An 11,685-nucleotide genomic window follows, 5' to 3' on the forward strand; every position below is an offset into this window, starting at 1 on the left:
GCACCGTCATGTCTCTGCACGATATCAAATCCGCCGAGCGGCCTGCGCCCGACGACGTTCTGACCGCCATCGCCGACTACGCGCTGTCGTATGAAGTGAGCAGCGAGGCTGCCTACGAAACCGCTTACTACTGTTTGATGGATACATTGGCGTGCGGGTTTCAAGCGCTGCAATATCCGGCTTGCACGAAGTTGCTGGGGCCGGTGGTGCCAGGCGCGGTGATGCCGGGCGGCTCGCGTGTGCCGGGCACGAGTTTCGAGCTCGATCCGGTGCAAGCTGCGTTCAACATCGGGGCGATGGTCCGCTGGCTCGATTTCAACGACACCTGGCTGGCGGCGGAATGGGGCCATCCTTCCGACAACCTCGGCGCCATTCTTGCTGTTGCTGATTACACGTCGCGCCGGAATGCGGCGCAGGGTAAGGCTGCGTTCAGAGTGCGAGACCTGCTGACGTTCATGATCAAGGCGCACGAGATTCAGGGCGTCGCGGCGCTGGAAAACAGCTTCAATCGTGTCGGGCTCGATCATGTTTTGCTGGTGCGCGTGGCGTCGACGGCTGTCGCCACTGCCATGCTCGGCGGGACGCGCGAGCAGGTCATCAATGCGGTTTCGAATGCATGGATCGATGGCGGCGCGCTGCGCACATATCGTCATGCGCCGAACACGGGGTCACGTAAGAGTTGGGCAGCCGGGGATGCGACCAGTCGGGCCGTGCGTCATGCGTTGATGGCGATGGCGGGCGAGATGGGTTATCCGTCCGCGATCACGGCGCCGACTTGGGGGTTCCAGGATGTGCTGATGAAAGGCAAGGCGCTGTCGTTTCCGCAGCCGTTCGGCAGCTATGTGATGGAGAATATCCTGTTCAAGATTTCTTTCCCGGCGGAGTTTCATGGGCAGACGGCGGTGGAGGCGGCGCTGAAGTTGCATCCACAGGTGCGGCGCCACTTGGACGAGATCGAAAGGATCGTGATCGAGACGACCGAGTCGGGCGTTCGCATTATCGATAAGACCGGGCCGCTCGCGAACCCGGCGGATCGCGATCACTGCATTCAATACATGGTCGCGGTGTCTCTGATCTTCGGTCGGCTGCAAGCGTCGGATTATGAAGATGTCGTCGCCGCAGATTCGCGCATCGATGTGCTACGGGAGAAGATGGTCGTCAGCGAGAACGCCACTTTCACCGAAGAATATTACGCGCCGGATAAACGTCACATCGGCAACGCCGTCCAGGTCTTCTTCAAGGACGGCACGCGTACCGAACGGGTACAGATCGACGTTCCCCTCGGCCATCGAAAACGTCGCGCCGAAGGCATGCCTGTGCTCGTGCAGAAATTCGAATCCGCGGTCGCCGCTCACTTCTCCGCGAAACAGTGCGAGGCGATCAAGTCGCTGCTTGCTGATCGACCCAAGCTGGAGAAGATGGCTGTCCACGAGTTCGTAGCCGCGCTCGTGAAGAATCACTGAGATCGAGCCGAACAACTCTTTGCAGTTTGATGACACGGCGTTGCATAGCCTGCAACTCGGCTGTCGCTCTGTGCGCTCGCCTGTCGCGGTGGGCTGATCGAAGCTTGCCGGATTCCTGGCAAGGTTCGAGAAAGCATTCATGTGGAGCAGTAAGCGTTCATCCGATTCCTCTCTGAGCACCCCGTTGTGCGGCGCTGTGGCCATGCTGTTGGCGACGGCGGCGGTGGCGCAGGAGCAGGACGTGGAGTTGGCGGAGGTGGTAGTAGTCGGCAGTCGGGGCACGCCGCGGCTGGTGACGGAGTCGGCTTCGCCCATCGATCTGATCGACGGCGAGCAGTTGCGCGCTACTGGATTCAACGATTTGAGCAAGGCGCTGCAGTTCCTCGCGCCGTCCGTCAACTTCCCGCGCTCTGCTACAGCACCGTCTGCTGCGAACACAAGAGGCGTCACCCTGCGCGGCCTGAGTCCGGATCAGGTGCTGGTGCTGGTGGATGGGAAGCGTCGTCATGCGTCGTCAGTTCTGAACTTCAACAATGTCGTGGGCCGCGGCACCGTGCCCGTGGATCTGAATACCATCCCACTCGCCGCAGTCGAGCGAGTCGAAATCCTGCGCGACGGCGCGGCCGCGCAGTACGGGTCGGATGCAATCGCAGGAGTGGTGAATATCGTCCTGCGGGGCGCCGACTCGCAATCGTTCACGTCGCTCCAAGGCGGAGCCACCGAGAACGGCGACGGCGAGAGTGCAATCCTCGCGGCGGGCACGAGTTTCGATCTGCGCGAAGGTAGCATCACGGTCACCGCCGAATCGCGTTATCGCGATTTCACCAACAGCGCGGGGATCGACAGTCGGGTCGGCCGCATCACCAATCGTCAAGGCGATCCCGAGTCCCTGGATCTCGGCCTGGTTGTCAACGCGCGCCTGCCGCTGGGCGACAATGATCTTTACGGCAATATCATTGTGTCCCAACGAGATTCGGAAAGCGCCGCGCAGTATCGCGCGCCCAACGTGTCGCCGCTGTACCCCGACGGTTTCTTGCCGCTGATCGAGCTGGACATGCTGGATATGGCGGCCACCGTCGGTTGGTCCCGGCCGTTATCCGCATGGACCCTGGATGTCAGCAACACCTTCGGCAGCAACCGCGCGGATTTCAAAGTGGGCGACAGTGTGAATACGTCGCTGGGAACATCGAGTCCGACTTCGTTCGACGCCGGCGGCACACGCTATCAACAGAATGTCCTCGGCGTCACCCTGACTCGGCCGCTGGACGTGCTATCTGGTGCGAACCTCGCGTTCGGCCTCGAAAGCCGCTATGAAATGTTCGAAATCGACAGTGGCGAGCCGGCCTCGCTCTTGGGAGCGGGCGCGCAGGGCTTCCCTGGCTTCAATCCACCCAGCCCCATCGACGAAAGCCGCAGCGCATGGAGCGCCTTCGTCGACGCCGAGTTACACCTCACGCCGGCAGTGACGCTCGGCGCCGCCGCCCGTTATGAGGACTACGATGACTTCGGCGACGAAATCACGGGCAAGTTGTCCGCGATGTTCAAGCCCACTTCCGTCATCGCCTTCCGCGCCACTGGTAGCACCGGCTTTCGTGCGCCTTCGCTACAGCAGCAGTATTTCAGTACCGTCAGCAGCCAATCGAGCGGCGGTGTGTTGGTGAACGTGGGAACATTCGCTGTCGACGATCCGGTGTCGCGCGCTCTCGGCGCGCAGCCGCTGCAGGCGGAGACATCCGAGCATGTGAGCGCTGGCATCGTGCTGACCCCGATGCAAGGCCTCACCGTGTCTCTCGACGCGTTCCGCATCGATATCGAGGATCGAATCGTCCTGAGCGAGTCGCTGAGCGGTCCTGCGGTGGCGGCGATTCTGCAGCAGGCCGGCATCACCAACGCCAGCCAGGTGAGATTCTTCACCAACGCCGCCGATACCGAGACCGAAGGATACGAGATCACCGCCGCCTGGCGGGGTACGTGGCTCGATGCGGTGCGCAGCGCATTGACGTTGGGTTACATGTCGGCCGATACCTCGCTGGAGCAGATCAAGAGCAACACTGTCGTGCCTTCCGTGCCGTTGCTCGGGCTCGCGTCCATCGATCTACTGACCGAAGCTCAGCCCGAAGACAAGGTGACATTCAGCTCGATGCAATCGTGGGGCCCGTGGCAGCTACGTGTCGATGTGACGCGCTTTGGAAAGTACAAGAACGTCCCGGTACTCCTTGAACAGGAGTACGGCGCGGTGACCACGGTCGACCTTGGTGTCGACTATGAGCTGACGCCCTCGATGCGTCTGAGCGTAGGAGTGATCAACGCCACCGACGCATACCCGGACAAAATCGCTCAGCGCGCCTTGTTGCAAGGAGGCAGCCTGCAATATTCGGAATCCGGCGGTCTCGGCAGCGATGGGCGTGAGTACTACGCGCGTCTTTGGGCTGGATTCTGATCGACCCGCGCAACAGACTGATGCACCGGTGGAACGTCCGCATGTTCCCAACTTCCGGCGCGGGCAACCGCGTCGGCGAAGTGCTGCTGCGAATGGGTGATCTCGGTATGCAGCCAGCGCGCAAAGCGTCGCATGTCGGTCCGGCGGCTGATCGCTTCGCTGGCGTAGATGAGCGAGTACCAGTAGTCGATGGGCTGTTTCAGCGCGAAGCAGGCTTGCAGCCGACCCTCCTGGAAATATTTCTCCATGAACAAGGGCATGCCCAGAGTCACACCCAGCCCGGCCGCCGCCGCCTCGTACATCATCAGCAATGTTTCATGATGGGTGAACGACCACGAATCGGTGGTATCGAGCCCGGCAGCGGCTAGCCACGTGTACCACAGGTTCGGCGCATGTTCCTCACAGAGCACGTGGTGCCCCGCAAGCTCCCGCGGATGGCGCGGCGGCGTCCGGCCTCGTAGCAGCGTTGGCGCTGCGACCACCGCAGCCTCTAGCTCGATCAATCGATCTTGCGGAAAGCTGTGAGGCTCGTTCGGCCCGACGGCGATCACGGCATCCACCTTGCCGGCGCGCAGCTCATCCAGACCGCGACCGATCGTGACCTCGATCTCGATGTCGGGATTGAGCGCCATGAACTTCGCGGTTCGCTGCAGTAGCCAGCTGATGGCGAACGAATGCGGCGCGCGGATGCGGAGCATGCCCGCAGTTTGCTCGCCGCGAAAATCGAGTGTGGCCCTGAACAAGGCATCCATCGCCGGCTCAATCGCTTGCAGATACTGCTCGCCCGCCGGCGTGAGGCGCGCACTGGCTTGGCTGCGATCGAATAACGGAGCGTGCAGAAAATCTTCGAGGTTACGGATACGCCGCGAGAATGCGGACGGGCTGAGCGCGAGCTTATCGGCGGCCCCGCGGAAACTCCCAGTCCGTGCGGCGGCAACGAAGGCTTCGATGAACTCGAGCGGCGGAGCTTTTCTACGCAAGGGAAGTGGCTAGACAGTAGAACTGTCTAGCATGGAGCCCTTTTGTTGCAATTCGGTGAAGCGCTCAGCGCTCGCGCGAGCCCGGCTCGGCGCGCAACGCCCAGCGCAGCACTTCCGTCAGGCGATAACCTGCCAACGTCAGCCGTTGCTCCGCCACTTGTACGGATCTATCCAGATATCGTTTCGGCAGTTCCGGAGCTTTGCTGGCGGCATCGCTGGCGCGCAGATCGGGACCGTAGGCCATCGTGCTTGCGAGTTGGTGGCTCTCCTGCGCCCACGCCGAGAATTCAGCCGTTTCCCGGAATGGCTGCAACTCCTTGAACTGCGTGCGTGGCAGGCGACGCATGAGCTCGGCGGCGCGACGAGTGGCGAACTCGGGCTCGCCGTCGCGACTGACGCTGTCGTCCCAGAACCAATGCAAGCTGACCGGCTCTTTGTCGACGGGGTCGAGCACGAACTGCAGACTGCCGCCGCGGTCCCCTTCGGGGAAACGTTTGGAAACCCATGACACGCTGTGCAGCGGCTGGTGCATGTCGCCGACCAGATGAAATATCCAGGACAGCGCGACCGCGCGCTCACCCGCCGAAGCTCGCGGATCCGAGGCAACGCTCAGATTCAGTGCAAACGCCTCGGCGGCGGAGCCCTGCGGCACGTCGTCCGGCAGCTTGGGTGGTGGCGATGCGGAATCCACGAGAGGCCGCGACCAGTAGTGCCACGTCGGATGGTCGTGAATGCTGCCGCGAGTGTCGTCGGGCCAGCGAGCCAGTTCGAGAAAGATGCGACGACTGCGTTCTTCGCCCTTGGCCCGGCCGATGGCCACTTCGAAGGCGCCTCGATCCGGATGTTTCTCGGCCAGCGCGACGATCTTATCGACGATCCGCCGTTCCCGCGCACTCAGCTCCTCATAGGCAATGGCCGCGCTCACCATGTGACCGGGTCGAGACCACGCGAAGGCGGTGGAGCAGGGCAGGACAACAGCAAGCAGCAGTGCAACGAGTGGCTTCATCGATACGTCCGCGACAATCGGCCATGTCAACATGGATAGCAGGCCGGCATGAATAGCAGACCGGGCGCCGCTCCGGGCGGCGTGATCTCGAAGCAGTGTTGCACGAAATGCAAGCCGCGACAGCCCATTCTGCCGTCAGTCTGCAAAACAACTTTCATCAACCGGCAACGCAAAGCGCCGATGGTATGTGCTTCAGCCCAAGGAGCCGGACATGAGCGCTTTAAGCCGTCGCGAATTTCTTGCCACCCTGTCGGCTGCCGGCATTGCGCCAACGGCTTTCGCCGGCGGTCGCGGCGGCGAACGGCCTGGCGGCGGCGCCGGCCCTGCATTTCTGCACGGCGTGGCCAGCGGCGATCCGTTGCATGACCGCGTCATTCTGTGGACGCGTGTGACGCCGAAGCGGCTCGGCGACGTCGTTCACGGTCGCTGGAGCGTCGCCACCGATCACAAGCTGAGAAAGGTGGTTCGCTCCGGCGGGTTTGTCACCGATGTGACGCGCGATTTCACGGTGAAAATCGACGCCGCGGGCTTGAAACCGGACAGCGTTTACTACTATCGCTTCGAAACGCGGGGCGCCGAGTCGGTCGTCGGTCGCACGCGGACGCTGCCGCTGTTCTTCAAGAAGCGCTGGCGGATGGCATTTGCGTCGTGCTCCAACTATCCGTACGGCTACTTCAACGCTTATGGTCGGATCGCGGCGCGCACCGATATCGATCTGGTGCTGCATCTGGGCGACTATCTCTATGAGTACGCGCAGGGCGAGTACGCCAATCCCGCGCTCGCGAGCCTGCGCGATGTGGTCCCGTCGAACGAGATCCTGTCGCTCACCGACTATCGGCTGCGTCATGCGTTGTACAAATCCGATCCTGATCTGCAGGAGTTGCATCGGCTGCAGCCGTTCATCTGCGTCTGGGACGATCATGAAAGCGCCAACGACGCCTGGCGTGACGGCGCCGAGAACCACGATCCGGAGAACGGCGAAGGCGAATGGGTGGTCCGCCGCCGGCAGGCCGTGCGGGCGTACAACGAGTACATGCCGATTCGCAGCGGCCACTATTTCGACGACCGGATCTATCGCCGTTTCCGTATCGGCAACCTGGCCGATCTGATCATGCTCGATACGCGCCTGCACGGCCGAGACCTGCAGGCTGCGTTCAAGAGCGGACAGTCGGAGCTGCCCGCGAACGATCCCACGATCAACGACGGCGCTCGAACGCTGCTGGGCTTCGATCAGGAGGCGTGGCTCGAGCGTCGATTGTGGGAGTCCAAGATGCGTGGCGCGCAGTGGCGTGTGCTCGGCCAGCAAGTCATGATGGCGCAGCTCAGCAGCACGTTCGGGCAGAGCTTCATCAATCCCGATCAATGGGACGGCTATCGTCCGGCGCGCGAGCGCCTGTATCGCCACCTGCTCGATAACGACATCGCCAACAACGTGGTGCTCACCGGCGATATCCATTCGTCCTGGTGCAGCGATCTCACCTTGAATCCGTGGGATGCCGCCGCCTACAACCCGCAAACGGGGGCGGGGGTGGTGGGAGCGGAGTTCGTTTGTCCCGCGGTGACGTCACCGGGTCCCGTGCCGGACGCCGCGGCGGACACGCTCGCCATGCAGCTGCGCTTCGTCTCGCCGCACATGAAGTACATCAACCTCAATCGTCGTGGCTATGGCGTGCTCGATCTGTCGCACCAGGCGGCGAGATGCGAGATCTATCATGTCGCCACGGTCGACGCCAAAGATGAGCGGGAAACGTTGGCCACGGTCATGGTGAGCGAAGCTGGCAACAACGTCGTCAAGAGCGCCAGCGAGCAGGCGCCGAGCTCACCTTCGGCCGTGAACTTCTAGTCCACCAGAGCTCACGCAGGTCTCTTTTGTGACCTGCGTGGGCGGTTCAGGCGTACCGCATCACGGTCACGTCGTCCGCGGGAGTTATCATCAGCGCGTCGCTTTCCGGCGCGGGTGACTTGTGAATGCCGTGGACGGTCCAGCGAGCGCGCATGCGGCGGGTGTCACGACGGATCTGCTGGTTGCGCTCGCGGCTTTCTTTGGTCTTATAGGGACGCTCGTGGTGCAAGTGGACGCAGATGGCCGAGTAGCGAATCTGCAGGCCGCGCACCCCGCTGTTCTCCAGGCGTTCGCCGAACTCCCGATCCTGCGCCCAATAGGCCATGCGCTCGTCGAAGCCGTTGATGCGGATCATGTCGCTGCGCCAGCCCGAGGCATTGTGGCCGTTCCAGGTCGGACGGGTCGGCGTGATCGCGTTCATCAGCCCGGCGCGCCACGGGCTGCAAGCCAGTCGACCGAGCTTCCGCGATCGAGGCATGCCGTTGGCGATCAGCCATTGGGGATCGAGCGCGTGGCCAGCGAGAATGTCTTCAGCCGTGATGCGCGAGGACGCCTTGGCGGAGAGTTTGAAATAGCCACCGGACAGGAACCGGCCCGGTCGCGCACGCTCCAGGTGAGTCGCGACGAAGTCCGCGCGTGGAATGCAGTCGCCATCGGAGAAGATCAGATAATCGGCGCCGGTGCTGGCGATGGCCTGATTCAGGATGCGGCACTTCCGGAAGCCCTGGTCCTCGTGCCACACGTGCTTGATGGGCAAAGAGAACTGCGAGGAAACATCTTTGATCAGCTCGCGCGTTGCGCCGGTGGAGCCGTCGTCGGCCACGATCAGTTCGAAGTCACGATGAGTCTGCGCGGCATACCCGACCAGGGTTGGCCGCAGACGATCGGGAGCGTTGTAGGTGCTCAGAATGACGGCAGTTTTCATGTTCGCACGCAGTCATGGAGGACCGCGGCGATGATGGGGGGCGACTGTTGCAGCAATACTGTGAAGCCGCGACAGAATGGCGACAGTGTGCGGAACTCAGGGCTCGATGCCGTGCTGTCGTAACAGTTTGTGAGCCAGCTCACGCGAGTGCGGGTTCTGTTGCAATTCGAAGTAACGCAGCCTTCGATACACCGCCTGCGTGGCCGCGATCTGGGCCACGACATAACCGCGTGCACCGTCCAGAAACGCCAGGCGCAAAAAGTAGTCTTTGAGAAAGATGGCGATGAATATGAAGGGGCAGCTCCACAGCGGCGCCGGCTTGCCGCGCTCCAGCCAGTCGTAGGTTTTGAGCTCGGTGTAGCGGAGAATTTTCAGGTGCTTATGGACCAGCGTCGGATTGTGGTGATGAATGAACGGTTGATCGAATGTCGCAACCGGGCCGGAGAAACGTAGCGCTTCATGCACGCGGGCGTCGGTCCAGCGAGCGCGCTGGCGATGGTACAGGCGGGCGATGCGCTCTGCCTTCATCGGCCGGTACCAGCGCATCGGCTTGCCCATGTACAGCGTTTTCCTGCGCAGGATCGCGCCTGCCGTGTCAGAGCGCATCAGGGCAGGCAGCCGCGCATACAACTCCGCAGCCAGCTCAGGTGTGAGCTGTTCGTCGGCGTCGAGAGTCAATATCCAATCGTGACGAGCGTGTGACGTAGCGAAGTTGCGCTGCGGCCCGAACCCCAACCAGTCTTGCACGACGACTCGGGCGCCATGAGCAGCGGCTATCTCGCACGTTGCGTCGGTGCTTCCGCAATCGACGACGAGCTTGTCGGCGACGAAGGGCACGCTGTCCAGGCACTGTGCCAGCGTCGCGGCTTCGTTGCGTGTGATGACGATCAACGTGATCGGCAACTGTTCGGGGATACTCAAGCTGAAATCGCGGGTGGCCGGCGGCCCGATTGCCGCCGGCGCGAAGGGTGTCAGGACAGTGTGACGGGACGATTGCAGCGGGGGTTATTTCAGGCCCATGCAATTGGCGTAGTACGTGACGGTCGCCGGCCAGTCGGAGAAGACGCCAATGACGCCGACTTTGCGCGCCAGCACGTCGAGTGCTTTGTACATGTCGCTATCTTTCTTGAGAGCGCGGCCGGTCGGGTCGAAGCTGTAATAGAAGCCCGCCCCAACACCGCCGTTGCGCAGATCCGAGCGTTCGAACGACCAGGTGATGATCTGGAAGCCCAGGCTCTTGATATCGAGCGCGTATTGGGAAGGCACGATCTCGTCGGCTTCGTTCACCGCCAGCAGCACACCCATCGGTGGAGCGATGATTTTCACGCCGCGCTTTTTGAGCTGCTTCAGCTCTTCGAGCGACAGGCGCGGCAGATTGGCCGAGGGATCGACGTCATCGAGATACACGGCCTGCTGACCGAAGCGGGGCTCGTGCTCGATCCAGTAAAGCACGTCGCGAATATCGAACGATTGCGGCCACACATCCTTGGGGTTCACGCCCGCGGCCTTGAATTCGTCGATCATTTTCTGCGCGTAGTTTTCCTGGCCGCCGAACACTGTCTGCAGACGTTGCGGGTCGCCGGACTTCAGCTCCGGCGTATGTTTGACGCCGAGTTTCTTGTTCAGCTCGATGCTCTCGCGCAGTGTGAGCAGCGTGCCGCGGCCGGTATAAAGATCGGTGCGCCAGGCGGCGGTGCCGCCGAGATAACCCTTGGCCGTGGTGGCGTTCGGGTTGGCCGCGTCCATCTTGCCCTTCAGTGTTTTGAATTCGGCCAGCGTCAGATCACTGGCGCAGCACTTGGGGGTCGAGCCCGGGCCAGACCACGGCACGGTGCATTGGCCGTTGAGCGGAGTGTCGACGATGTTGGTGGTGGTGTGCAGGTCGCATTCGGCGTGACGACACACCAGTTCGCCGTCCTTGGTGAAAGTCACATCGCACTCGACGATGCCCGCGCCCTGACGCGCGCCGGCCTGGTACGCTTCCTTGGTGTGCTCGGGAAATTGCAACGGCGCGCCCCGATGCGCGATGGAGAAGTCGGTCTTGTAGAACGGACCGTTCTCGCAACGCTGCAGCTTGTCTTTCAAGCGGCCGTCGTCGAGCCCGTCGACCAGATAGAACGGCCGGTCGCCGACCTGCACGGAGCTGCGCGGCCCACGATCATTGCTGTTGCGATCGTAGTCGCGGCCACGATCGCCGGCGACTGATGCGAAGGAGCAAAGCGCTGCCAGCAAAGCCGCGGACGCGGCCAGATGCAAATGGTGGGGCATTGAACTCTCCTGCGAATGGATAGGGAGTCCGGCGCCACATGCTGGTCGACTTGCTGAGGCGCGCGAACCGGCCTACTGATACGCCGGCGAAGTTCAAACGAGGTTGCGGTTGGATGATCGCTCGATGACGATCGGAACCACCGGGCGGGCTCAGCTATCGGAGCTCCGCTCCGCGTGTAGCACGTTGCGGACCAGGCGGGTGGCGAGCACGGACACGAAAGTCTTGACTCGCGCTTGCGAATTCAGCCGCGCATGCTCGATTTCGTAGAGCTCGCGAACATGTTCAACCGGGGTGTCGCTCTCCCTGGCGAGAGCTTCGATGGCTTGTTGATGTTTGGCCGGATCACCTGCGTTATTGCGCAAGACGGTCATGATCCCTCCAGATTTTCTCAAAGGCCGGTGCATCGACGGCGCGCATGTTAGCCGTAGTCGGGGCGGGAACGGCCAACTTCCAGGTCCGTGCGCCATGCAGGTGCGGGCGCTCAAACTGGTTTCTCTGCCGTGTCAGTCACTTGCAGCGGGATGCTGGGCGGCGGCCGATAACCTGTCACATTCGCGGAACGCGCCGATTGCGCAAGTCAAGCAATAACTTCCAAGGCTGTAAAAGATTTCCGCCAGAACGAGCCCGGCGCTACCGGAGCCCGGACACGCTAGGAATCTTCCGTAGGGCCGGTTAGGGCGAACCCCGAATCCCTCGATGTTTGGTCAAGCGGGCCGCCGCGCCGACCGATAACCGCTTGCAGTACTTTGTGATCGGATG

General features: G+C 62.3%; 9 protein-coding genes. 3 read left to right on the forward strand and 6 right to left on the reverse strand.

From position 1 onward, the window contains the following. Window positions 1-8: 8 nt before the first annotated feature. On the forward strand, window positions 9-1,463 hold the full coding sequence (locus JM946_RS25785; protein ID WP_203170260.1) for a bifunctional 2-methylcitrate dehydratase/aconitate hydratase: 1,455 nt from the start codon (window positions 9-11) through the stop codon (window positions 1,461-1,463). A 202-nt stretch (window positions 1,464-1,665) separates the two neighbouring features. Beyond that, complete coding sequence (locus tag JM946_RS25790; RefSeq protein ID WP_203170261.1) at window positions 1,666-3,903, forward strand: TonB-dependent receptor plug domain-containing protein; 2,238 nt, start codon at window positions 1,666-1,668, stop codon at window positions 3,901-3,903. On the opposite strand, the gene JM946_RS25795 is transcribed toward JM946_RS25790, so the two are convergent. Both JM946_RS25795 and JM946_RS25800 read right to left on the reverse strand, forming a co-directional pair. Further along, complete coding sequence (locus tag JM946_RS25795; RefSeq protein ID WP_203170262.1) at window positions 3,876-4,883, reverse strand: LysR substrate-binding domain-containing protein; 1,008 nt, start codon at window positions 4,881-4,883, stop codon at window positions 3,876-3,878. The two genes, JM946_RS25790 and JM946_RS25795, sit on opposite strands and share 28 nt — an antisense overlap. A 64-nt stretch (window positions 4,884-4,947) precedes the next feature. Beyond that, window positions 4,948-5,889 (reverse strand): S1/P1 nuclease, encoded by a 942-nt coding sequence (locus tag JM946_RS25800; RefSeq protein ID WP_203170263.1) that lies wholly within the window; start codon window positions 5,887-5,889, stop codon window positions 4,948-4,950. A gap of 211 nt (window positions 5,890-6,100) precedes the next feature. Here JM946_RS25800 and JM946_RS25805 point away from each other — a divergent pair, with 211 nt between their 5' ends. Beyond that, window positions 6,101-7,732, forward strand: a complete 1,632-nt coding sequence (locus JM946_RS25805) for an alkaline phosphatase D family protein (protein ID WP_203170264.1) — start codon at window positions 6,101-6,103, stop codon at window positions 7,730-7,732. 46 nt (window positions 7,733-7,778) lie between these two features. Here the strand turns inward: JM946_RS25805 and JM946_RS25810 are convergent, their stop codons facing one another. The 4 genes from JM946_RS25810 to JM946_RS25825 all read right to left on the reverse strand — a co-directional run bounded on the left by JM946_RS25810 (window position 7,779) and on the right by JM946_RS25825 (window position 11,297). Then, entirely contained in the window at window positions 7,779-8,657 is an 879-nt protein-coding gene (locus JM946_RS25810; protein ID WP_203170265.1) for a glycosyltransferase family 2 protein, read from the reverse strand. Window positions 8,658-8,753: 96 nt separating this feature from the next. Beyond that, the gene (locus tag JM946_RS25815) at window positions 8,754-9,578 is read right to left on the reverse strand and encodes a glycosyltransferase family 2 protein (RefSeq protein ID WP_203170266.1); all 825 of its coding nucleotides are present in this window, start codon (window positions 9,576-9,578) and stop codon (window positions 8,754-8,756) included. Between the two features lie 84 nt (window positions 9,579-9,662). Next, on the reverse strand, window positions 9,663-10,925 hold the full coding sequence (locus tag JM946_RS25820; RefSeq protein ID WP_203170267.1) for a glycerophosphodiester phosphodiesterase family protein: 1,263 nt from the start codon (window positions 10,923-10,925) through the stop codon (window positions 9,663-9,665). A 150-nt stretch (window positions 10,926-11,075) separates the two neighbouring features. Further along, entirely contained in the window at window positions 11,076-11,297 is a 222-nt protein-coding gene (locus JM946_RS25825) for a DUF3562 domain-containing protein (RefSeq protein ID WP_203170268.1), read from the reverse strand. Window positions 11,298-11,685: the final 388 nt, after the last annotated feature.

The sequence above is a fragment of the Steroidobacter gossypii genome, assembly GCF_016801985.1.
Lineage (GTDB): Bacteria > Pseudomonadota > Gammaproteobacteria > Steroidobacterales > Steroidobacteraceae > Steroidobacter > Steroidobacter gossypii.

Coding starts and splice junctions, on each gene's coding strand:
- JM946_RS25785 (WP_203170260.1), top strand. CDS start 9: ATGTCTCTGCACGATATCAAATCCGCCGAGCGGCCTGCGCCCGACGAC.
- JM946_RS25790 (WP_203170261.1), top strand. CDS start 1,666: ATGCTGTTGGCGACGGCGGCGGTGGCGCAGGAGCAGGACGTGGAGTTG.
- JM946_RS25800 (WP_203170263.1), bottom strand. CDS start 5,889: ATGAAGCCACTCGTTGCACTGCTGCTTGCTGTTGTCCTGCCCTGCTCC.
- JM946_RS25805 (WP_203170264.1), top strand. CDS start 6,101: ATGAGCGCTTTAAGCCGTCGCGAATTTCTTGCCACCCTGTCGGCTGCC.
- JM946_RS25810 (WP_203170265.1), bottom strand. CDS start 8,657: ATGAAAACTGCCGTCATTCTGAGCACCTACAACGCTCCCGATCGTCTG.
- JM946_RS25820 (WP_203170267.1), bottom strand. CDS start 10,925: ATGCCCCACCATTTGCATCTGGCCGCGTCCGCGGCTTTGCTGGCAGCG.
- JM946_RS25825 (WP_203170268.1), bottom strand. CDS start 11,297: ATGACCGTCTTGCGCAATAACGCAGGTGATCCGGCCAAACATCAACAA.